The following is a 22,343-nucleotide window of genomic DNA, read 5'->3' as shown; positions in this document are numbered from 1 at the left end:
GCGAAATTCCTTGTCGGGTAAGTTCCGACCTGCACGAATGGCGTAACGACTTCCCAACTGTCTCAACCGCGAACTCGGCGAAATTGCACTACGAGTAAAGATGCTCGTTACGCGCAGCAGGACGGAAAGACCCCGTGACCTTTACTACAGCTTGGTATTGGTGTTCGGTGTGGCTTGTGTAGGATAGGTGGGAGACTGTGAAGCATGGACGCCAGTTCATGTGGAGTCATTGTTGAAATACCACTCTGGTCACTCTGGATATCTAACTTCGAACCGTGATCCGGTTCAGGGACAGTGCCTGGTGGGTAGTTTAACTGGGGCGGTTGCCTCCCAAAAAGTAACGGAGGCGCCCAAAGGTTCCCTCAACCTGGTTGGCAATCAGGTGTCGAGTGTAAGTGCACAAGGGAGCTTGACTGTGAGACTGACAGGTCGAGCAGGGACGAAAGTCGGGACTAGTGATCCGGCAGTGGCTTGTGGAAGCGCTGTCGCTCAACGGATAAAAGGTACCTCGGGGATAACAGGCTGATCTTGCCCAAGAGTCCATATCGACGGCATGGTTTGGCACCTCGATGTCGGCTCGTCGCATCCTGGGGCTGGAGTAGGTCCCAAGGGTTGGGCTGTTCGCCCATTAAAGCGGTACGCGAGCTGGGTTTAGAACGTCGTGAGACAGTTCGGTCCCTATCCGCTGCGCGCGTAGGAAATTTGAGAGGATCTGACCCTAGTACGAGAGGACCGGGTTGGACGAACCTCTGGTGTGCCAGTTGTTCCGCCAGGAGCACCGCTGGTTAGCTACGTTCGGGATGGATAACCGCTGAAAGCATCTAAGCGGGAAGCCGGCCTCGAGATGAGATTTCCATGCCTTCGGGCGAGAGGCTCCCAGCTAGACTACTGGGTTGATAGGCCGGATGTGGAAGTGGGGACTAAAGACCCATGGAGCTGACCGGTACTAATAAGCCGATAACTTGATAATCACCACTCTCATACCGTTGTAAGGCGGGTATGAGGGGCTCAGATTGTTCGCGTCCACTATGTGGTTCTCGATGTACGGTCGAGAACTGATTCAAGCGAAGCTTGATCGTTCACTTTGATACATCAATAGTGTTTCGGCGGCCATAGCGAGAGGGAAACGCCCGGTTACATTCCGAACCCGGAAGCTAAGACTCTCTGCGCCGATGGTACTGCAGGGGGGACCCTGTGGGAGAGTAGGACACCGCCGGACTTCTTTGTGAGATGGCCACCCAGTGATGGGTGGCCATTTCGCGTTAACGGACAATTTCGCGCGAGTGGCTCCTCGCGCGATCCACGCACCTAGGCTGGGCAGACACCCGCCACCTCGACAGGAGAAGTCGTGAGCGATACACCGGCAGACGACGACCGGACGTCCGCGTCCCGCGGCGACGACCGCGGCCGCGGCACCGGTCGTGGACGACGCGACGACTCCCCGAGCGGCGGGCGCCCGCACGGCAACGGACGCCCGCAGAGCAGCGGGGGTTCGCGCAGCGGCGGGGGTTCGGCGGGCGGCTCCCGCTCACAGGGAGGGAGTACGCATGACCGTGGCGGCTCGTCGAACCGTGGCGGCTCCGGAACCAGTGCAAGCGGCGGTGCCGGAGGGCCGCGACGCGACTCCGCTGCCCAGGGTCGCGGCCGGCCGCAGTCGGGCGACAGGTCCCAGCGCGGGGGCGCCGGTGGCGGTGGCACCCGATCGGGCGGCAACGCCCGCTCGGGCAACCGCGACCAGCAGCGCGATGGTGGCTGGAGCCGCGACGGCCAACGTGGCGGCGCCGGCGGAGGAAGCCGCGGCGGTCAATACACTCGGGATGGTCAGAGCGGGGGCAACTACCGTCGCGACGGTCAAGGCGGTGGATCCTTCCGGCGTGACGGCGAGAGTGGCGGTCGCTACGGACGAGACGGCCACCAGGGCCGAGACGGCCAAGGCCGCGAGGGCCAGGGTCGGGAGGGCCAGGGTCGTGACCGCACGCAGGGTTACGACGGCCGGCCACGCCGTGGCTCGCCGGCCCAGGGCGGCGCGCGCCGGAGTGATTCGGGCCGGGGTTCTTCGGGCCGCGCGGATTCGAACCGGAGTGGTTCGTGGGATCCGAACCGTAAGCCCAGCGCTTCCGGTGACCGTCCCGGCGGGCGCGGGGGACACAGCGGACGCGGGCGGGACGGGCGGCCCGACATGCTTTGGACGAAGGACGGCCGGCCGGCCCGAGGCGACCGGGCAGCGCGTGAGCACGAGCACGAGCTCGATGCCGAGGCTGCGCGGGCTCGCGAACTGCGCTCCGTTCGACCGCGTCACGACGACCCGGACATTCCGGGCGACGTCGAGGCGCGTCAGCTCCCGAAGGAAGCGCGCGTCGAACTCAAGACTCTGAGCAAAGACAACGCCGACTGGGTGGCGCAGCACCTCGTGATGGCCTCCCGGCTCATCGACAGCGACCCGGAGCTCGCCCACCGGCACGCGCTCTCGGCCTCCCGCCGCGCTGGCCGCATCGGCATCGTCCGCGAGACGCTCGCGATCACGGCGTACGCCACCGGCGACTTCGCGCTGGCGCTCCGAGAACTGCGCACCTACCGTCGGATCAGCGGTTCCAACGACCAGATCGCGCTGATGGTCGACAGTGAACGCGGCGTCGGTCGACCCGACCGTGCCCTCGAGCTGGGGCGGTCCGTCGACCGCGCGAGCCTGCCGACCGACGTGCAGGTCGCGCTCGCCATCGCGATGTCCGGTGCACGCTTGGACCTCGGCCAGGATGAGGCGGCGTTGGCGGAACTCGAGATTCCGCAGCTCGACCCCAACCGCGCATTCAGCTGGAGCCCCGACCTGTTCCACGCCTACGCGGAGGTGCTCGAAGCCCTCGGACGCGAGGCGGACGCCGCCACGTGGCGTGAGCGGGCCGAGCGTGCCGAGCTTGCGCTCGAAGAGGCGCACGCCGATGCCGAGCTCGAGACCATCCACGTCGTCGAGGAGGATTTCGAACTGGAGGACGAGCCGGACGATGGCGCTGTTTCGACGGACGAGTGAGTCCCCTACTCCGCTGACCGGCGTCGACCTGGTGCTGGCGGATCTGGACGGTGTGGTCTACACCGGGCCGAACGCGATCCCGTACGCGGTCGACAGCCTCAACAACGTGGCCGAAACCATTCGTGTCGGTTACATCACGAACAACGCCTCCCGCACCGACGCGTCGGTCGCGTCCCACCTCAGCGATCTCGGCCTTCAGGTCGAGCCGCGCGACGTCGTGACATCGCCACAAGCCGCGGTCCGGCTTCTGAGCGAACACGTGCCGGCGGGGTCGACGATCCTCGTCGTCGGCGGCGACGGACTCGTCGACGAAGTGCAGAAAGGCGGCTTCTCGGTGACCCGTTCCGCGGACGACGAGCCGGCCGCGGTCATCCAGGGCTTCGCCCCGGAGGTCGGGTGGCAGCACCTGGCCGAGGCCGCGTTCGCACTCCAGGGACGCAGCGACAGTGAACGGCCGTGGATCGCGACGAACACCGACTGGACGATCCCCGTCGCGCGCGGGATAGCCCCGGGCAACGGCACACTCATCTCCGCCGTGCACACTGCAGCCGGCCGGCTGCCGCTGGTCGCAGGCAAGCCGGAGGTGGCGATCTTCCAGGAGGCGATCGCGCGCTTCCAGGCGACGACCCCGCTGTTCATCGGCGACCGGCTCGACACCGACATCCTCGGCGCCAATCGGGCCGGCATCGCCTCGGTGCTGGTCCTGACCGGAATCGATGGCGCCAAGCAACTCCTCGCGGCCGATGCCGACTCCCGCCCGACATACATCCTGCGGGATCTCAGGGGACTGGATGAGCCCTATCCCGAGCTGAAGACCACGCGCAACGGCGCGGTGACCGTGGGGAGGTCGACCGTCGGAATCGACGGCAACGACGTGCGGATCATCAGCGAGGGGGACGACGAGGTCGACCTGCTGCGCGCGGCGTGCGCGGCGATCTGGAACTCGGGCCGGGCGATCTACGGCCTCGAGGTTCCGGACCGGCTCTACACCTGACGCCGGCCGGGCGTCAGAGAGCGGTCGCGCGCTCGACCAGCCGGTAGCACCGACGGACGCGGTCGAGCCACCAGTCGCGGCGGTCGTCCGGCGCGGCGAGGCGGTCGAGCTGCGTCGCGGAAACGTCGGGGCGCTCGACCCGGATGACGCCATCGACGGGAACCAGCGGCGACTCCGCCACATCCTCCTCGAACATCGCGACCGTGCCGAGACCGCAATCGAAGTCGAGTACCGGAATCGTCGCAGCCAGGGCCGCGCCCATCGCGATACCCACCGACGTCTCGAGTGCACTGGAGACCACGACGGGAAGCCCGGCTTCGGCGACGATCCGGAGCGCGGCGTGCACTCCACCCAACGGCTGCGCCTTGACCACGAGCAGATCGGCCGCGCCGGCCCGGGCGACCGCCAGCGGGTCGCTCGCTTTGCGGACGCTCTCGTCCGCAGCGATCGGGATGCCCATGTAGCCCGTGCGCTCGCGGATCTCGGCGAGCTCGTCGATCGTTGCACAGGGCTGTTCGACATACTCGAGGTCGAACGGCGCCAGGGCGTGGATGGCGTGCTCGGCTTCGTCGACGTTCCACAGCGCATTCGCATCGACGCGGACGCGTCCCTCCGGGCCCAACCTGTCGCGCACCGCGCGCACGCGAGCGACGTCGTCGGCGAGCGTCTGGCCGGGCTCAGCGACCTTGATCTTGGCCGTGCGGGCGCCGGGGTAGCGGTCGAGGACCGCAGGAACCGCGTCTGCAGCGACGGCCGGGACCGTGGCGTTGACGGCGATCTCGTGACGCACCGGCGTCGGCTGTGCACGCCAGCCGAAATCGATGGCGGCGTGCAACCAGGCGGCGGCCTCATCATCGGCGTACTCGATGAATGGCGAGAACTCGGTCCAGCCCTCCGGCCCCTCGAAGAGGACGGCCTCTCGCTCCGTGATGCCTCGAAACCGCGATCGCATCGGAAGCCGGACGACGCGGGCCGTCCCTAACAGGTCGTCGAGGTGGGCCAGCATTCCACAAGTTTGGCACGCCCGCCTCCCGCGCGATCGGCGCGATCGTAGGCTTGAGGCATGTCTTCGGCAGTATCAGAGCTCTTCGACCCAGCGGTGTGGAGGGACGTCCCCGGCTTCGGGGCACTCACCGACATCACCTATCACCACGATGCCACCGGGCGAATCGCGCGCGTTGCGTTCAATCGTCCCGAGGTGCGCAATGCCTTCCGACCACACACCGTCGACGAGCTCTATGCAGCCCTGGAGGACGCTCGGACCAATCCGCGGATCGGCGTCGTGCTGCTCACCGGAAACGGGCCGAGCCCCAAAGACGGCGGCTGGGCGTTCTGCTCCGGCGGCGACCAGCGCATCCGCGGCCGCGACGGGTACAAATACGCCGAGGGCGAGACGGCGTCGAGCATCGATACGGCGCGCAGCGGCCGGCTGCACATCCTCGAGGTGCAACGGCTCATCCGGTTCATGCCGAAAGTCGTCATCGCGGTCGTTCCCGGCTGGGCGGCGGGCGGGGGCCACTCGCTGCACGTCGTGTGCGACCTGACCATCGCGAGTGCGGAGCACGGGCGGTTCAAGCAGACCGACGCCGACGTCGGATCGTTCGACGCCGGCTACGGCAGCGCCTACTTCGCTCGCCAGGTGGGCCAGAAGTTCGGTCGGGAAGTGTTCTTCCTGGCGCGGGAGTACTCGGCGCAGCGGGCATATGAGCGCGGAGCGGTCAATGCCGTCGTGCCGCATGCCGAGCTCGAAGAGACAGCCGTCGAGTGGGCAGAGGAGATCCTCACCAAGTCGCCCACGGCGATCCGCATGCTCAAGTTCGCGTTCAACGCGGTGGACGACGGTCTCGTGGGCCAGCAGGTGTTCGCGGGTGAGGCGACCCGCCTGGCCTACGGAACCGACGAGGCGGTGGAGGGGCGGGACGCGTTCCTCCAGAAGCGCGAGCCGGACTGGTCTCCGTTCCCATGGCAGTACTGACCGCGTCTCCGTCGGCGGCCACGAGCGCGTCGGCGGCACTGAGCGCCGCACCGGCCCTGAGCGCGTCGGTGGCACTGAGCGCGTCGGCGGCACTGAGCGCGTCGGCGGCCCCGGGCGCGGACAGGCCGGCGCGGACATGACGCGGGCGTACCGGACGGTCGACGCGCGTCAGCCTGAGGAGGTGTTCGTCGCGCTGCGCGCTGCACTCGCCGACGGGGGGCCGGCGGTCGTCCCCCGGAGCGCGGAGCACGGGAGCCAGTGGCCGCCGATCGGCGCGCGCGCGTCGCAGAATGTGGCCCTCGTCATCGAGACTTCGGGCTCGACCGGCGTGCCGAAGCGAGTGGCGCTCTCCGCCGACGCGTTGCTTGCGAGCGCAGCGGCCTCGGCCGGCGCGATGGGCGGCCAAGGCCAGTGGCTGCTCGCGCTTCCCGCCCACTATGTGGCAGGGGCGCAGGTGCTCGTGAGATCGCTGGCTGCGGGGACGGAGCCCGTCTACTACGGCGAGGGGCATTTCGATCCGCTGCGCTTCGCCGAGCTCACCGCGCGACTCGACGCCGAACAGCTCTACACGTCGCTCGTGCCTGTGCAGCTCGCACGCATCGTCGAAGCGGCCGAGGGCGGGCTGCGACAAGCCGGAGACGCGCTGCGGCGCTTCGACGGCATCCTCGTCGGCGGGCAATCGCTCGATCCGGGGGTACGCACGCGCGCCGAAGCCCTCGGAACACGCCTGCTCACCACCTACGGCTCGAGCGAGACGGCCGGAGGATGCGTCTATGACGGCGTGCCCATAGGGACGACCGTCGTGCGCGCCGTCGACCAGCTCCTCGAGATCAGCGGGCCGACACTGGCGGAGGGCTACATCGATGACGACGAGCGCACTGCAGCCGCGTTCCACGAGGACGGCGGAGTCCGCTGGTACCGCACCGGTGACCTCGGCGACGTGGTCGACGGCCGTGTGACGGTGCGCGGACGGTCGGACAACGTCCTCATCTCGGGAGGAGAGAAGGTGCTCCTCGACGCCGTGGAGTACATCGTGCGATCGGTGCCCGCGCTCGGCGAGGCCGTCGTCGTGGCCGCGGACGACGACGAGTGGGGACAGGTGCCCGTTGTCGTGGCGACGGGGAGCGACGACCTGGCCGGACTTCGGGAGCGGGTCTCCCGCGAACTGGGCCGAGCAGCCGCCCCGGCCCGGATCGTCACGGTGGCCGAGCTGCCGCGCCTGAGCAGCGGCAAGCCGGACCGCCTGAGCGCCGCCCGGCTCGCACGCGCCGCCGGCCATGCGGAGTCAGAGGCATAGCGGTTGTTGTTACGATTCGCTCTGTGATGAGCCAGAACAACCCCCGGATGCAGCGGATGGCGCCCCCTCCGGCGCGAGGACCACGTGGCGGCAGGAGCGGACGCCCGGGCGCCAAGGCTTCGGCGGTGCGCCCTGCGACGACCGCCGACTGGATCGCCGGTGCGCGCCTGCGCACCCTCCCGCTTGCCGTCGCACCGGTGCTGATCGGTGTCGGAGCCGCGAAAGTCGTCGAGGGCGCCGGCATCTGGCACCCGGTGCGGTCACTGCTCTGTCTCGCAGTCGCCGTGCTCCTCCAGATCGGCGTGAACTATGCCAACGACTACTCGGACGGCATCCGAGGCACCGACGAGTTCCGTGTCGGGCCCGGACGACTCACCGGATCGGGCAAGGCCGCACCGAAGAAGGTTCTCACGGTCGCCCTCACCTTCTTCGGCCTCGCGGCGGTCGCCGGGCTCATCCTCGTCCTCCTCACCCAGCACTGGTGGGTACTGATCGTCGGCGCGGCCGCGATCGCCGCAGCCTGGTTCTACACCGGCGGCAAGCGGCCCTACGGGTACTACGGACTCGGCGAGCTCTTCGTGTTCGTGTTCTTCGGCCTGGTCGCGACGGTCGGCACGACCTACATGCTGTCCGGATCCGTCAACCAGGAATCCTGGTTCGGCGGAGTGATCGCGGGACTCATCGCCTGCGCGGTCCTGATGGTCAACAACATCCGCGACATCGGGCCCGACAAACAGGCGCGCAAGCGCACCCTGGCCGTGCTGCTCGGCAACCTGACCTCGCGGATCGTGTTCTGCGTGTTCCTGCTCGTGCCATTCGGCATCCTGGCGGTGCTCGCACTGTTCTACCCGTTCGCGTGGTTCGGGATGTTCGCGCTGCTCGCCGCGCTGCCCGCCTGCGTCATCACGCTGTTCGCCAAGACGCCGCGCGAACTCGTCACCGCACTTCAGCTCACCAGCCTGACCGGCCTGCTCGTGGCGATCGCGCTCGGCGCGGCCTACGCCTTCTGACCGGACGGGGCGCCGCCCTGATCGGCGTCGGAGCGGGCGGCGTCGGAGCGGGCGGCGGTCGACGGAGCCGCCTCTGCACCGGCTGACGGACCAGCGGCCACCTGTGACCCGGCCGCGTCGATCGCGGCGTCCTCCTCGTCGTCGGGCGACGGCGCCGGCTTGTCGCGGTGACGGGCGGCGTACAGATCCGACGAGACGGCGTTCCGCGGCTTGCTGAGCAGGATGTACGACAGGCAGAGCCCGATGAGGGCGGCGGCGATGACCGCGGCCCACCACACGATCCCGATCACGAGCAGAACGACCAGCGGCACGACGAACACCACCAGTCGCAGCACGGTGTAGGTCAACCAGGAGGGAATCCGCTTCACCCTCCCAGCTTAGGCACGCCGTCTGAGAGTTACGATGTAGCCATGGTTCGCCTCTGGATAGTCCTCGGCGTCGCAGCCGCGGTGTTCTATATCTATTCGGTGGCAGACTGCGCCCTCTTCGACCGTTCGCGGGTGCGTGGCCTACCCAAGCCCGTGTGGCTTCTCATCATCATCCTGTTCCCGATCATCGGCGGCATCCTCTGGTTCCTCGTCGGCCGAGGCCGGCGCAGCAGAGCCGAGATGGGGCGACGCATCAGTGCACCGGACGACGACCCCGAGTTCCTCGGCAAGCTGCGGATCGACCACGATCAGGAGGAGCGCATTCGGAGGCTGGAGAAGGAACTCGCCGAACTCGACGACAACGGCCCCGACGACCAGACCGGCCGACGGGATGGCTGACCCGCGGGTCTCGGAAGAGCCCGCGGAAATCCCGACCGGAGCGCCCTGGCGGTTGCCGCGCGTCGGTAACCCCGCCACCGACTACGCGCTCGCCCTCCTCGTCGGTTTCGTTGAAGCCGGCGTCGCCGACATCGTGGTGAGCCCCGGCTCCCGATCGCAGGCGCTCGCGCTCGCCGCGGCCGAGCTCGAGCGCGCGGGAGCGGCACGTCTCCACGTGCGCATCGACGAGCGCGTCGGCGGCTTCCTGGCGATCGGACTCAGCCGCGAGAGCGGTGCTCCGACCGTGATCGTCACGACCAGCGGCACGGCGACCGCCAACCTGCACCCCGCGGTGCTGGAAGCGCACGAGGCCGGCATCCCGATGATCGTGGTCACCGCCGACCGGCCGGAAGAGCTGCGTGGGATCCGATCCAACCAGACGACGCGGCAAGACGGCCTGTACGGGACGGTCGTGCGGGGGGCGCGTGCCATCCCGGCGCCCGACGGCGCCGACGGCGAGCAGGACGCCGCGCGGTCGATCGCGCGCGCCGCGGTGGACGACGCGATGGGCGCGGCCACCGCCGACCCCGGCCCCGTCCACCTCAATGTCGCGTTCCGTGAGCCGCTGTCCGTCGCGGTTCCCGAGGTCATCGGATTAGCGCCCGGACGGCTGCCGGCGACGGCGGGACCTGTGGTGCTGGGACGATCGGTGATGGAGTTGGCAGACGGGCCGTTGACAGTGGTCGTCGCCGGCGCCGACTCCGGAGTCGCGGCCGCCGAGCTCGCACGCGCCGTCGGCTACCCCCTGCTCGCCGAAGTGTCGAGCGGCTCCCGGTTCGGCCCGGAGCTGGTGGTCGCCTACCGCGAACTGCTGCGCGACGAATCGTTCGGCGGCCGGGTCGAGCGCGCGATCGTCTTCGGGCATCCGACCCTCAGCCGAGAGGTGCCCGCGCTGCTGCAGCGAGCTGACGTCGAGGTGATCGTCGTCGCACCGACCGGCTCCGAAGCGTACAACCCCGGGCGCCGCGCGCGCGTCGTGGGAGGAGTGACGGCACCGGCCGAGGTCGACCTCCGCAGCCCCGAGGTGCGCTCATGGGTGGGCAGCTGGGTGTTCGCCAGCCGACGGCTCGGCGAAGAGGCCGAGCGCTCGGCGGACCCCGCGTCTGCCGCCCCCGATCTCGAAAAGGCACGCTCGTACGAGCCGTCGGACGCGTTGGCGTTCGCCCGCGCCGAACTCGCCGCCGTGCGCGCGCCGATCACGCGTGCCCTGCTCGCCGAGGCGTTGTGGCGGTACACCTGGCCGCACGACCGCCTGGTGTTCGGCGCATCCCGTCTGATCCGCGATGCCGACCGGAGGGTGCCGGGGAAGAAGATCGTGGTCCACGCCAATCGCGGACTCGCCGGGATCGACGGCACGATCGCGACCGCGACCGGAATCGCACTCGCCAGCACGGCGAAGGCCCTCGCCACGGGAGGGGTACCGGGCGTCACCCGCGTCCTGCTCGGTGATCTGGCGCTTCTGCACGACGTCGGAGCGCTGCTCGGCGCCGTCGGGGAAGAGCCTCCCCACCTGCAGGTGGTCGTCGGCAACGACGGCGGTGGCACGATCTTCGACGGTCTCGAAGTCGCAGCCACGGCTCCCTCCGAGGCGTTCGACCGGGTGCTCTACACCCCGCAGTCGGTCGATCTGGCGGCGCTGGCGCGCGCATACGGCTGGGAGTACCGCGTCGCCCGTACGAAGGGTGAGCTGGATCAGGCGCTTTCGGCACCGCCCGCAGGGCCGAGCATCCTCGAGGTGCCGCTGCCGCGGTGACGCGGTGCGGATGTCGGAAGGCCCCGCGGTGCTGGTCAGAGGCTGTCGGGGTCGAGGTTCAGCTTCGTCGACGCGTACAGGAATTGGTTTCCGCCGTCGCCGGGGAGGTCCGGGTTGAGCCAGAGCAGCCACTCGACCGGGATGCCGAAGCGGTCCGCGACCGCCGTCGTGGTATCGCCCTGCGCCACCTCGTAGCTCTTCGGTGCGCCGCTCGCAGTCGTCTCGGTGACGCTCCCCGCCGCGCTGGGGCGGGCTCCGCCGTCGACGGGGTGCACGTTCGACTGCCGAACCGGGATGGACCATCGGATCGTGTTGACCGCGAGCACCTTGTTCGGCCCGAGCTCCTGCGGCACACCGTCGAACGACGCGGCCGACGAGTAGGTGACGAGGGTGGTCAGGTAGGACGGCTGTCCATCGCTGATCAGCGCCGTCGACGACTGCGCGGCCGTGGTCGGGCCCCCGAGCAGGTGATCGCCGACACCGTGGTAGGTCAGGCCATCGCCCACCTTCGGCGGGATATCGATGAGCGTGGCGGACACCGGGACGGGGACCGTCGAGGTGAAGCCGGAGTACTGCGCGGAGTAGGTGTTGTCGCCGTTCGCGACCATCCGGTAGTGGAAATGGATGCTTCCCAATGGTGAGGCCACGTTGCCCTCGGCGACGACCGTGCCCTGCGGCACCGGGGTGAGCGTCGCGGCGGGGACAGGCGTTGCCGTGGGCACCGGAGTCGCCGTCGCAAGGCTCCTGCTCTGGCTCGACGTACTCGTGGGCCTGGGCGTGGGCGTCTTGGTGTGCGTCGGCGTGGGCTTGGCGCCGCCGCCGAACAGAGCGCAGCCGGCGAGCACCGAGACGACGGCCGCCGCGGTCATCACCGAGCCGAGAGTCCTCCGCACGCGTGCGGGACCTCCCGACGGCCGACGCCGACCGTGGTTTGTTCGAAACGACACGATTTCCCCCTCGCAGAACCCTAGCGGTCTTGGAGGCCGTCGACAACGAACGTGAGGTCGCCGATGCGCGTCACTAGCATGACCGCGTGCACATGATCTTCCGGACGATGCTCCACGCATTCCTCTCCCGCTTCGGCGCACGGCTCGGCCACTGGGATGTGGCACGGACGCGGTTCCGGGTGCTGCCGACGGATCTCGACATCCTCAAGCACATGAACAACGGGGTCTACCTGTCGATCGCGGACATCGGCCGCTTCGACCTGCTCCGCAGGAACGGTGTCTGGGCGATCTTCGAGGAGCGCGGCTGGTATCCCGTCGTGGCGTCGGAGACGATCTCGTTCCGCAAGTCGTTGGAGCTCTGGCAACCGTTCGTCGTCGAGTCGCGCATCCTGGGCTTCGACGAGAAGGCGGTGTATGTGGAACAGCGGTTCACGGTCGACGGCGAGATCTACACGCAGGCGTTCATCCGCGGTCGCTTTCTGAAGCGCGCCGGGGGCGTCGTGTCGATCGCGGAACTGCTGGACGCCGTCGGGCCGCCTCCCACTGACGTCACGGTGCCCGAGTGGCTGCTGGAATGGGGTGCGGACGCCGCCCTGCCCTCGACGCGTGCTGAGGCGCCGAGCGTGTGGAGCGAGTGACCGCTCCCGCTCGCCTCCGCTCGTCGAGGGCAGGGCGGCGCCCGCTCAGCTCGGCCCGAAGGCGAACACGCGATCGGGATCGTAGGAGGCACGCACCTCGGTGAGCCGCGCGTGCACGCCTGCCGGCCAAGCGCTCTCGAACGTCGTCGGGTCGGTGAGGTCGGCCGCCCAGTTGACGTTCGTGACCGCGGAGATCCGGTGCCGGAGTGCGCGTGCCAGCGCCTCCGCCGCTGCCGGGGCGGCGCTGTCGAACGTCGCGGGATCGGCTGCGATCGCGCTCAGCGTGTACCCGCTGTCCCGCCCGCCGACCGCGGTGCCGTCGGCGGTGTCGCGGCGAGCCGCGCCGCCCAGTTGCCGGATCTCGAGCGCGAGGAACGGGCTCTGCACCCGCGGGCCGGCGACGTCCATCAGCGCGTCGCCGTCTGCAGCGTCGAAGTCGTCGAGCATGAAGCCGCGGATCCAGGACGGCGAGCCCTGCTCCGGGTCATTGTGGATGGTCGCGACAGCGGTCGTCGGAATCTCCGCGACGGCGTCGAGGAAGACGGGAGCGGCCCGGCGGATCGGGGCGAACAACCGCTCGCCGGTCGCGCTGTCGCCGGGATAGGCGAACCGGACGCTCAGCAGGGTGCGGCCGCGCAGGGGCGGGGGCGCACCCTCCACATCGGGCACCCGCAACAGCACGACCGACGTCGTCGCCTCCTCGCCCAGCTCTGCCGCCCAGCTCACCCAGGCTCGGAACGCCGGCTCGATCGCGTCTCCCTCGAAGAAGACACTGCCGGCGTACAGCGTGGTCAGCGGCACGAGCTCCAGGGTCATCTCGGTGACGATGCCGAGGCCGCCTTTGCCGCCGCGGAGCGCCCAGAACAGTTCGGGATGCGTGTTCGCATCGGCCGTGACGATGTCGCCCTCGGCGGTGACGACACGGAAGCCGCGGACCCAGTCGGCGGTGAAGCCGTGAGTGCGGGCGAGCGGCCCGAGACCGCCGCCGAGGGTGTAGCCGACCGCGCCGACACTCGTCGACGAGCCGGTGACGGGTGCGAGCCCGTGCTCGGCCGCGCGCTCGATGACCGGTGCCCAGCGGACGCCCGCGCCGAGCCGGACGAGGCGCGCCGGCGCGTCGACGGAGATCGTGTCGAGCGCCCGGGTGGAGACGATGAGGCCGCCGACGATCGGCGCCTCGGCCCCGTGGCCGGTCGCCTGGACGCGCACCGGCAGGCCGTTGTCGCGCGCGAAGCGCACGGCTGACGCGACGTCATCCTCGCTCCGGGCGGCGACCACGACGTCCGGGTCGTGGCGGATCGCCGGATTGAAGCAGGCGACTTCTGTGGCGAGGCCGTCGTCGCCGCGGACGTAGACGGTTCCCTGGACGTTCGCGCGGAGGCGCGCGAGAGCTTCGTGATCGATTCCCATGGGGAGAACCTAGGGGAGGCCACCGACAGCGGACCACCCCTGTCCGCGCAGGGCGGACAGGGGTGGTCCGCGTGATCGCCGCGGAGACGTCCCGAGCGTCAGCCGCGTGACGTAGCATGCGGTTCATGACCGCCGTCCTCCCCGCCGACGCCCGCTCCGGGCGCGCCGTGGAGACGGTCTACCGTCCGGCGGGAGGGCTCGACCTGCCCGGGACGGTCGGCCAGCTCGGCCGCGGACCGTACGACCCGACCACGACGTGGGACCTGCACGGCCTCTGGCGCACCTGGCGCACCCCGGAAGGCCCTGCGACGCTCAGGATCCTCCGGCCCTCGGCCGACGGGAGCGTGCGAGCCGCCGCCTGGGGCGCCGGCGCAGAGTGGGCCATCCACGCCGTGCCGGGGCTGCTCGGCGAAGGCGACGACTGGTCCGGCCTCGATGTGCGATCGCACCCCCTGCTGCGCGCCAGCCTGCACCGCAACCCCGGACTCCGTCTCACCCGCACCGGCCTCGTCCTCGAGGCCCTCCTCCCGGCGATCATCGAACAGCGCGTGACGAGCCTGGAGGCCTACCGGTCGTGGGCGCGGCTTCTGCGCTGGTACGGCGAGCCGGCCCCCGGACCCGCGCCGGACGGGATGCGGGTGGTGCCGACGCTCGAGCAGTGGCGCGGCATCCCGTCGTGGGAGTGGCACCGGGCCGGCGTCGACCCGCGTCGGGCGCGCGCGATCCAGGCCGTGCTCGCAGTCGCGCCGTCCCTCGAGCGCGCGATCGGCGCCGCGTCGGGGCTCGACGAGGCGGAGACGGCGATGCGGACCATCCCCGGAGTCGGGCCATGGACGGCGGCCGAGACGCTGCAGCGCTCACACGCCCACCCCGACCTGGTCAGTGTCGGCGACTACCACCTCGCCCACCAGGTCGGCGAGGCGCTCACCGGCTCACGGGTCGACGACGACGGGATGCTGGAACTGCTCGAGCCGTGGCGGGGTCACCGTCAGCGGGTGGTGCGGCTGATCCTGGCGAGCGGCTTCCGCTTCCAGCGCCGCGGACCGCGGATCACCCTCCAGGATCACCGCTGGCACTGAGCGCGGGCATGGGCGGATCAGCCGGTCGTGCCGTCGCGCTGCGCGCTCGCGTGCTCCAGGCGAAGGTCGTGGTCGAGCTCGCGGCACAACGTCTCGTAGTGCTCGCGCATCGACGGGTAATAGTCGTCCCAGGCCGGCATCGGCTTTCCATCGTGTGCGGCGACGAGCCGGTCGAGGTAGTAGTCCCAGCCGATGCAGTAGTCGGCCGAGCCGGCGATCGAGCGCAGGCGCTGACCGAAGGTGACGGTCGTGTGACCGCTCGCCTCCGTGAGATGGACGAACATCACCAGGGAGTCCGGGGCCTTGCCGACATCGACGTGGAGCCGGTGCGGCGATTCGCAGAGCAGGACCGCGACGTTCTGCCACTCCGCGTCGTCGCCTTCGGCGTTCATCCGGAACTTGACGGCGCCGGTCGAACCCGTTCCGGTGTACTCACCGATCCAGAGCGCGAGGCGCGGGGATCTCGCGAAGTACGACCACACCTCCTCGATCGGGGCCTTGAAGATGCGGTCGAGGACCACATAGACCCCGTCTTCCTTACGAACCAGTCGTCCTGTCGGCTGCGGCAGCATGGTGACCTCCCTCGAGAGCCCCTCCTGTCCTCACCATAACCACCCGCACCGGATTAAGGCAGGGGGTCGCGCCTGGGTGTCGTGTGTGAGTCCTCTCACTCCTCCAGGACGGCCATCGCGGCGTTGTGCCCGCCGAGACCGCTCACCGCGCCGCCCCTGCGCGCGCCGGAGCCGCACAGCAGGATGCGCTCGTGGCGGGTGGCCACGCCCCAGCGCTCCGCGGGACTCGCGAGCGGGTCGCCGTCCTCGGCGAAGGGCCACGACAGAGGGCCGTGGAAGATGTTGCCTCCCGGCATGTTGAGCGCGTGCTCGAGGTCGCGCGTGGTCTTGGTCTCGATGCACGGATTGCCGTCGGCGTCGGTGAGCAGCAGGCTCTCGACCGGCTCGGCGAGCACCGAGTTCAGCGAGGCGAGCACCGCGTCCTGCAAGCGTTGCCTGGTCGCATCGTTGTTGTCGTCGGTCAGCCACCTGTCGGGAGTGTGCAGGCCGAAGACGGTGATGGTCTGGGCGCCGCTCTCGGCCAAGTCGGGGTCGAGGATGCTGGGGTCGGCCAGCGTGTGGCAGTAGATCTCGCAGGGGAGCAGTTCGGGCATCACCCCGCGGAGCATGCCGGCGTGGGCCGCCTCCAGCTGGGTGTAGGTCTCGTTGATGTGGAACGTCCCGCCGAAGGCGGCCTCCGGAGCGACGGAGGCGTCGCGCAGGCGGGGAAGGCGCTTCAGGAGCAGATTGACCTTGACCTGGGCGCCCTCGGCGCGAGCGCGCGGCGGGTCGGCCTGCTCGCCCAGCAGCGAATCGAGCACGTCGGGGGCGACGTTCACGAGCACGTGCCGTCCCTCCACCCGCCGCTCGTGGCCGTTGCGCGTGTACGACACCGAACCGTCAGGACGTATCGAGGTGACCTCCGCCCCGGTCACGATGCGGGCGCCGGCCTCGCGGGCGACGCGGGCGAGCTCGCCGGTGACCGATCCCATCCCGCCGACCGGGACGTCCCACTCGCCGGTGCCCTGTCCGATGACGTGGTAGAGGAAGCACCGGTTCTGCGCGAGGTCGGGATCGGAGACGCTGGCGAAGGTGCCGATGAGCGCGTCGGTCGCCGCGACCCCTCGCACCAGATCGCTCTGGAGGCGCGACTCGATGAAGCCGCCGATGGGCTGCTCGATGAGGGCATCCCACACCGCGTCGTCGCCGACGAGCGCCTTGGCCTCGCTGCGTGTGAGCAGCGGCTCGGTGACGGTCGGCCACAGCGCCCGCGCGACGGCCACCGTCGACTCGTAGAAACGGGCGAACGCCTCGGCGTCGTCGGCCGCTCCGATGCGCGCGAAGGAAGCCGCCGTGGCCTCGGCGTCGGTGTTGTCGATGAGCAGGCCGGCGCCCTCCGGGTCGCCGGGGACGGGCGTGTACGAGGAATAGCGCCGCCGGGCCAGCCGGATGTCGAGGCCGAGCTCGTCGATGATCCGCTGCGGCAGGAGGCTGACGAGGTACGAGTAGCGGGAGAGGCGAGCCTCCACCCCGGGGAATGCTTGCGCGCTCACGGCAGCGCCGCCGACATCGTCGAGGCGCTCGAGCAGGATGACGCTCCGCCCGGCCTGGGCGAGATAGGCGGCGGCGGTGAGGCCGTTGTGCCCGCCGCCGACGATCACGACATCGTGCGACGCGGCTGCGGGAGAGGCTGCGGGGTCGGTCATGGGTCAGAGCCTACGTGACGGGTGCGGCCCGGACGGGACGTGCTCGGGCGGCACCGCGGCGATGAGTGCGGCGCGAACGGCGACCACCCCGGGGCTCGACGCGGCGGCCCGCCGCGCCGAGGTGAAGATCGTCCGGCGCGGGGCGCCGGGGAGCGGCAGCAGGTCGACCTCCGGTCGCCCGCCGGCCCAGACCAGGCCGGGGAGCAGGCCGACGGCATTGCCCGACGCGATGAGCCGGATGTGCGTCACGAGGTCGGCCGTCTCGAAGCGGACGTCCGGTTCGAATCCCGCAGCACGGCAGAGCTGCACCGCCCAGGTGCGCGAGACCGTGCCGACAGGCTCCAGCACCCACGGGAGGTCGGCCGCGCTCGAGAGCTCGGCCGCTCGCACGCGGGCGCCCGGATCGGCCGAGACCGCCAAGTGGATGCCGTCGGCGGCGAGCTCGGCCCGATCGAGGTCGGCGCGCAACGGTCGCGTGCTGCCGGGGTACTGCTCGGCGACGGCCAGGTCGACGTCGCGGGCGGACACCTCGAAGAGCCCCTGTTCCGGCTCGCGCTCGGCGACCTCCACCCGCAACGCCGGGTAGTCGCGTGCCAGCGCGGCGATGGCGCCGGGGAGGATCGCGTGCGCGGCGGACTGGAACACCGCCACCCGGACGATGCCGGCGACGTCGGCGCTCGACCCGGCGATGTCGGACTCGGCGGCTTCGAGCGCGTCGAGCAGGTGCGCGGCCCGCTGGGCGAGGAGTTCGCCCTGCGGGGTGAACTGGAGGCGTCGTCCCGACTTGACCAGGAGGACGGCTCCCGTCTCGCGCTCGAGCGCGGCGAGCTGCTGCGAGACGGACGACGGACTGTACGACAGGGCTGCCGCCACCGCCGCGACGGTGCCACGGATCCTCAGTTCGTGGAGCAGCCGGAGCTTGCGGATGTCGAGCATGACGACCATTCGGTTGAGGTGAACGTTATCGTTCGGAAACGTTCGCTATTGCTGATGCTAACGCGCATCGAGAATGTATCCACAGGTGTCGGTGGCTGTGACTTCTCCACCGATCGGGAGTGGTCCCGTGTCGCCCCAGGAGCGAGGAATACAGTCGTGGACATGGTTGAACACACGGACGAGGTGCGGCCCGCGGTGCTTGCCCAGGAGGCGGTCGCGCTCGTGCGGCGCTGGCTGGCCGAGAGTCAGGACGCTGCGAGTGGCGGCGCTGCCGGCGCGCGCGGCGACAGCGGTGATCGAGCACCGCGCGACCCCGCCGCCGAACGACTCGCCGGCGTGCTGCGCGACCCGGACGGCCTCGACTTCGCGGTCGGGTTCGTCGACGGCGTCGCGCGCCCCCAGGATCTCTTCGTGGCCGGCTACAACCTCCAGCGCGTGGCCAAGAAGATCCCGGCGTTCCTCCCGTGGTACATGCGTGCGGCCATCTGGCTCGGCGGCGTGTTCGGCCCGGTGCTGCCCTGGGTGGTCATCCCGATCGCCCGGCGCGTGCTGCGCAGCATGGTCGGTCACCTCGTCGTCGATGCGACGCCCGAGAAGCTCGGCCCGGCGCTCGCGCACCTCCGCACTCCGAGCGATCCCGCCGGACACGGCGCACGACTCAACCTCAACCTGCTCGGGGAGGCCGTGCTCGGCGAGACCGAGGCCGCCCGGCGACTCGACGGCACGCGCGCCCTCCTCGCCCGCGACGACGTCGACTACGTCTCCATCAAAGTCTCGTCGATAGCGTCCCAGCTCTCGATGTGGTCGTTCGACGAGACGGTCGATCGGGTCGTGGACCGACTCGTGCCGCTGTACGAGCTCGCGGCGTCGTCGCCGACGCCGAAGTTCATCAACCTCGACATGGAGGAGTACCGGGACCTCGACCTGACGATCGCGGTCTTCGAGCGCATCCTGGGCCGTCCGCAGCTGCTCGGCCTGGAGGCCGGAATCGTGCTGCAGGCCTACCTGCCCGACGCGCTCGACGCGCTCCAGCGGCTGACGGAGTGGGCTGCACAGCGCCGTATCCAGGGCGGAGCCCCGATCAAGGTGCGCGTCGTCAAGGGCGCGAACCTGGCGATGGAGCGGGTGGACGCTGCGCTGCACGACTGGCCGCTCGCCACCTACGCCGGCAAGCAGGCGACCGACGCCAACTACAAGCGCGTCCTGGACTGGGCGCTCACCCCCGAGCACACGGACGCCGTGAAGATCGGCGTCGCCGGCCACAACCTGTTCGATGTGGCCTACGCGTGGCTGCTCGCCACGCACCGCGGCGTGACCGGCCGGATCGACTTCGAGATGCTGCTGGGAATGGCCACCGCGCAGGCGGAGGCCGTGAAGCGCACGGTGGGGCGGCTGCTGCTCTACACACCGGTCGTCGACCCGGCGGAGTTCGACGTCGCGATCTCCTACCTCATCCGGCGGCTCGAAGAGAACGCCAGCCAGGAGAACTTCATGTCGGCGGTGTTCGAGCTCGGCTCCGACCCCGCGCTCTTCGACCGGGAGCGCGACCGCTTCCTCGCGTCGATCGCCGAACTCGAGGCCGACGAGCTGCCATACGGCGCCGCGCCGCTGCCCAACCGCCGGCAGGACCGCTCGCGGGAGTGGGAGCAGGAGAGCGCCGAGTCGTTCCTGCGCCCGCCCGCCGCCGCCGATCCGGCACCCGCGGAGGGTCTGACGAGTGTCGTGCTCGGGCTGAGCCGCGGATCGGGCGGTAGTGCGCTCGAGCCCTCGGCGACGGGAGCGACGCCTGCTGTGCCCACGGTGCCCGCGTCGGCGGCCGCTTCGGCGACGACCGGTTTCCGCAACACAGCGGACACCGACCCGTCGCTCGCGGCGAACCGCGGCTGGGGTCGCCGCATCCTCGCGCGATCGCTGTCGAGCGAGCTGGGTATCCGCACGATCGCGGACGCCCGAGTGGTCGATGCAGGTCACCTCGACCGGGTCATCGCCGCTGTGCGCACGTCCGGCCGGGCCTGGGGCGCACGCAGCGGCACCGAGCGCGCTGTGCTCCTCGACCGGGCGGGGCACGCTCTGGAGGCCAATCGCGACCGCCTGATCGAGGTCATGGCGGCCGAGACCGGAAAGACCATCGCGGAGGCCGACCCCGAGGTGAGCGAGGCGGTGGACTTCGCTCACTACTACGCGACCCTCACGCGTGAACTCGATGTCGTACAGGGCGCCCGGTTCGTGCCCTCTGCGCTGACCGTGGTCACCCCGCCCTGGAACTTCCCCGTCGCCATCCCGGCCGGGGGAGTGCTCGCGGCGCTCGCCGCGGGCAGCGGAGTCATCATCAAGCCGGCGCCGCAGGCGCGTCGAGCTGCGGCCGTCATGGTCGAGGCGCTGTGGGAGGCCGGCATCCCGCAGGACACCCTGGCGCTCATCGACGTCGCCGAGAACGAGCTCGGGCAGCAACTGGTCGCCGACCCGCGCGTCGACCGGGTGATCCTCACCGGGTCGTACGAGACGGCCAAACTGTTCCGCTCGTGGCGGCCCGACCTGCCGCTGCTGGCCGAGACCAGCGGCAAGAACGCGATCATCGTCACGCCGAGCGCCGATTACGATCTCGCCGTCGCCGACATCGTGAAGAGCGCGTTCGGCCATGCCGGGCAGAAGTGCTCGGCAGCCAGCCTCGTCATCCTCGTCGGGTCCGCCGCCCGTTCGGAGCGGTTCCGCAACCAGCTCGTCGACGCCACGAAGAGCCTCCGCGTCGGTTACCCCAGCGATCCGGTCACGCAGATGGGTCCGCTCATCGAGCCGGCGTCGGGCAAACTGCTCCACGCCCTGACGACGCTCGGCGCCGACGAGGAGTGGCTGGTGCAGCCGCGGCGCCTCGACGACAGCGGCCGGCTCTGGTCGCCCGGCATCCGCACCGGCGTGCAGCCGGGGTCGTACTTCCATCTCACCGAGTTCTTCGGCCCGGTGCTCGGCATCATGACCGCCCGGACGCTGGACGACGCGATCCGGTACCAGAACGCGATCGAATACGGGCTCACCGCCGGGTTGCACTCCCTCGACTCCGACGAGCTGGCGCACTGGATCGACACCGTCGAGGCGGGCAACCTCTACGTGAACCGCGGCATCACCGGCGCCATCGTGCGTCGGCAGCCGTTCGGCGGCTGGAAGCGGTCCTCCGTCGGCGCCGGCACCAAGGCAGGGGGGCCCAACTACCTGATCGGCCTGGGATCGTGGGAGGCGGAGACGGGTACGTCGAGTTCCAGCCTGCACCTGCGCGGCCTCGAACCGCGGGTCACCGAACTCATCGAATCGGGGCAGTCCGCGATGGACTACCCGGCCTTCGACCTGGTTCGCCGGTCCGCCCTCAGCGACGCGATCGCCGTCGCCACCGAATACCACCAGGCCAAAGACGTCTCCGGCCTGGGCGTCGAGCGGAACATCCTCCGGTACCGGCCCGTGCCCGTCGCGATCCGGCTGTCGGAAGGGAGCGGATTGCCTGAACTGCTGCGCGTGCTGGCCGCCGCAACCGTCGCGCGCTCGCCGTTCACGGTGAGCACGAGCATCGCCCTCCCACGAGCCACCCAACAGGTGCTCAAGACGAGAGAGGTGGAGGTCGTCGTCGAGAGCGACGCGCACTGGCTCTCACGGGTGCGCGCCCGCCGGATCGCGGCGCATCGCATCCGCCTCATCGGCGGTGACCCGGCGGCGCTCGCTGCGGCCCTGGGTGGAAGCCCCGACGTCGCCGTCTACAGCGGGCCGGTCACGGCGTCCGGGCGGATCGAGGTGCTGCCGTTCCTCCACGAGCAGGCGATCTCCATCACCAATCACCGCTTCGGCAACCCGACGCGGCTGTCGGAGGGGGTGATCTAGAGACCGGAGCCGAGCGGGCCGGCGCCGAGCGGGCCGGCGCCGAGCGGGTCGCCCGTCACTCCTCCTCTTCCTCCAATTCGAGGAGCTCATCGGCGGCGTCGGCGTTGCCTGCGGCAGCGAGGCGGCGGAGCTCGTCCAGGTCGCCGCGTTCGGCGGCCAGCTCGACCAGGGCGTCCTCGGCATCGCCACGGCCGGCGTCGGCGAGGCGGCGGAGCGCAACGAGATCCTCGCTCTCGATCGCGGACTCCACGGCGAGGGCGACCTGATCCGGGTCGGACGGGAGATCCGGGTCGGACGAGCCATCCGGGTCCGGCTCAGGTGAAACGGGCGGGGTCGCGGTCACGGCACTCCT

General features: G+C 70.2%; 18 protein-coding genes and 2 rRNA genes. 12 read left to right on the top strand and 8 right to left on the bottom strand.

Annotated features, from left to right (window positions below):
- From Q0Q23_RS08815 to Q0Q23_RS08800, 4 genes are all read left to right on the top strand, one after another.
- A 23S ribosomal RNA gene (locus Q0Q23_RS08815) occupies positions 1-970 on the top strand; the annotation flags it as partial.
- A 132-nt stretch (positions 971-1,102) separates the two neighbouring features.
- A 5S ribosomal RNA gene (rrf, locus tag Q0Q23_RS08810) occupies positions 1,103-1,219 on the top strand.
- A gap of 960 nt (positions 1,220-2,179) precedes the next feature.
- Positions 2,180-3,025, top strand: coding sequence for a hypothetical protein (locus Q0Q23_RS08805; protein ID WP_295122129.1), 846 nt, complete (start codon positions 2,180-2,182; stop codon positions 3,023-3,025).
- A complete protein-coding gene (locus Q0Q23_RS08800; RefSeq protein ID WP_295122127.1) occupies positions 3,000-4,019 on the top strand; it encodes an HAD-IIA family hydrolase in 1,020 nt (339 codons plus the stop codon). The genes Q0Q23_RS08805 and Q0Q23_RS08800 overlap by 26 nt, the downstream gene beginning before the upstream one ends.
- A 13-nt stretch (positions 4,020-4,032) precedes the next feature.
- Here Q0Q23_RS08800 and Q0Q23_RS08795 read toward each other — a convergent pair whose 3' ends face one another.
- A complete protein-coding gene (locus Q0Q23_RS08795) occupies positions 4,033-5,025 on the bottom strand; it encodes an o-succinylbenzoate synthase (RefSeq protein ID WP_295122124.1) in 993 nt (330 codons plus the stop codon).
- Between the two features lie 57 nt (positions 5,026-5,082).
- Here Q0Q23_RS08795 and Q0Q23_RS08790 point away from each other — a divergent pair, with 57 nt between their 5' ends.
- From Q0Q23_RS08790 to Q0Q23_RS08780, 3 genes are all read left to right on the top strand, one after another.
- Positions 5,083-5,994, top strand: coding sequence for a 1,4-dihydroxy-2-naphthoyl-CoA synthase (locus Q0Q23_RS08790; protein ID WP_295122122.1), 912 nt, complete (start codon positions 5,083-5,085; stop codon positions 5,992-5,994).
- 136 nt (positions 5,995-6,130) lie between these two features.
- Positions 6,131-7,291: an AMP-binding protein gene (locus tag Q0Q23_RS08785; RefSeq protein ID WP_295122120.1), complete on the top strand. Its 1,161-nt coding sequence runs from the start codon at positions 6,131-6,133 to the stop codon at positions 7,289-7,291.
- Positions 7,292-7,317: 26 nt separating this feature from the next.
- Positions 7,318-8,301, top strand: coding sequence for a 1,4-dihydroxy-2-naphthoate polyprenyltransferase (locus tag Q0Q23_RS08780; RefSeq protein WP_295122117.1), 984 nt, complete (start codon positions 7,318-7,320; stop codon positions 8,299-8,301).
- Here the strand turns inward: Q0Q23_RS08780 and Q0Q23_RS08775 are convergent.
- Entirely contained in the window at positions 8,289-8,669 is a 381-nt protein-coding gene (locus tag Q0Q23_RS08775) for a DUF4229 domain-containing protein (RefSeq protein WP_295122115.1), read from the bottom strand. The genes Q0Q23_RS08780 and Q0Q23_RS08775 overlap by 13 nt on opposite strands.
- Positions 8,670-8,711: 42 nt before the next feature.
- On the opposite strand from Q0Q23_RS08775, the gene Q0Q23_RS08770 reads away from it, so the two are divergent.
- Together Q0Q23_RS08770 and menD are read left to right on the top strand one after the other, a co-directional pair.
- The gene (locus Q0Q23_RS08770; RefSeq protein WP_295122113.1) at positions 8,712-9,068 is read left to right on the top strand and encodes a PLDc N-terminal domain-containing protein; all 357 of its coding nucleotides are present in this window, start codon (positions 8,712-8,714) and stop codon (positions 9,066-9,068) included.
- The gene (gene menD / locus Q0Q23_RS08765) at positions 9,061-10,860 is read left to right on the top strand and encodes a 2-succinyl-5-enolpyruvyl-6-hydroxy-3-cyclohexene-1-carboxylic-acid synthase (protein WP_295122111.1); all 1,800 of its coding nucleotides are present in this window, start codon (positions 9,061-9,063) and stop codon (positions 10,858-10,860) included. The genes Q0Q23_RS08770 and menD overlap by 8 nt, the downstream gene beginning before the upstream one ends.
- 35 nt (positions 10,861-10,895) lie before the next feature.
- Here menD and Q0Q23_RS08760 read toward each other — a convergent pair whose 3' ends face one another.
- Positions 10,896-11,753 carry a LysM domain-containing protein gene (locus Q0Q23_RS08760; RefSeq protein ID WP_295122108.1) on the bottom strand — a complete coding sequence of 286 codons (858 nt, stop codon included), beginning with the start codon at positions 11,751-11,753 and terminating at the stop codon, positions 10,896-10,898.
- A 140-nt stretch (positions 11,754-11,893) separates the two neighbouring features.
- On the opposite strand from Q0Q23_RS08760, the gene Q0Q23_RS08755 reads away from it, so the two are divergent.
- Positions 11,894-12,445, top strand: a complete 552-nt coding sequence (locus Q0Q23_RS08755) for a thioesterase family protein (RefSeq protein WP_295122106.1) — start codon at positions 11,894-11,896, stop codon at positions 12,443-12,445.
- Between the two features lie 45 nt (positions 12,446-12,490).
- On the opposite strand, the gene Q0Q23_RS08750 is transcribed toward Q0Q23_RS08755, so the two are convergent.
- Positions 12,491-13,855: an FAD-binding oxidoreductase gene (locus Q0Q23_RS08750; protein ID WP_295122104.1), complete on the bottom strand. Its 1,365-nt coding sequence runs from the start codon at positions 13,853-13,855 to the stop codon at positions 12,491-12,493.
- Positions 13,856-13,980: 125 nt separating this feature from the next.
- Between Q0Q23_RS08750 and Q0Q23_RS08745 the strand changes: the two genes are divergently transcribed.
- Positions 13,981-14,934: a DNA-3-methyladenine glycosylase gene (locus Q0Q23_RS08745; protein ID WP_295122102.1), complete on the top strand. Its 954-nt coding sequence runs from the start codon at positions 13,981-13,983 to the stop codon at positions 14,932-14,934.
- Positions 14,935-14,951: 17 nt separating this feature from the next.
- Here Q0Q23_RS08745 and Q0Q23_RS08740 read toward each other — a convergent pair whose 3' ends face one another.
- The 3 genes from Q0Q23_RS08740 to Q0Q23_RS08730 form a co-directional block, all read right to left on the bottom strand.
- A complete protein-coding gene (locus Q0Q23_RS08740) occupies positions 14,952-15,506 on the bottom strand; it encodes an SRPBCC domain-containing protein (protein WP_295122100.1) in 555 nt (184 codons plus the stop codon).
- Positions 15,507-15,601: 95 nt separating this feature from the next.
- A complete protein-coding gene (locus Q0Q23_RS08735; protein WP_295122098.1) occupies positions 15,602-17,191 on the bottom strand; it encodes an NAD(P)/FAD-dependent oxidoreductase in 1,590 nt (529 codons plus the stop codon).
- A gap of 3 nt (positions 17,192-17,194) precedes the next feature.
- The gene (locus tag Q0Q23_RS08730; RefSeq protein WP_363316249.1) at positions 17,195-18,136 is read right to left on the bottom strand and encodes a LysR substrate-binding domain-containing protein; all 942 of its coding nucleotides are present in this window, start codon (positions 18,134-18,136) and stop codon (positions 17,195-17,197) included.
- A gap of 153 nt (positions 18,137-18,289) precedes the next feature.
- Between Q0Q23_RS08730 and Q0Q23_RS08725 the strand changes: the two genes are divergently transcribed.
- Positions 18,290-21,991 (top strand): bifunctional proline dehydrogenase/L-glutamate gamma-semialdehyde dehydrogenase, encoded by a 3,702-nt coding sequence (locus Q0Q23_RS08725; RefSeq protein ID WP_295122096.1) that lies wholly within the window; start codon positions 18,290-18,292, stop codon positions 21,989-21,991.
- Between the two features lie 55 nt (positions 21,992-22,046).
- Here Q0Q23_RS08725 and Q0Q23_RS08720 read toward each other — a convergent pair whose 3' ends face one another.
- Positions 22,047-22,334 carry a hypothetical protein gene (locus Q0Q23_RS08720; RefSeq protein WP_295122094.1) on the bottom strand — a complete coding sequence of 96 codons (288 nt, stop codon included), beginning with the start codon at positions 22,332-22,334 and terminating at the stop codon, positions 22,047-22,049.
- Positions 22,335-22,343 lie beyond the last annotated feature (9 nt).

Source organism: uncultured Leifsonia sp. (assembly GCF_945957465.1).
Taxonomy (GTDB): Bacteria; Actinomycetota; Actinomycetes; order Actinomycetales; family Microbacteriaceae; genus Leifsonia.
The sequence above is the reverse complement of the archived record's forward strand: the minus strand, read 5'-3'. Positions and strand labels throughout refer to the sequence as shown.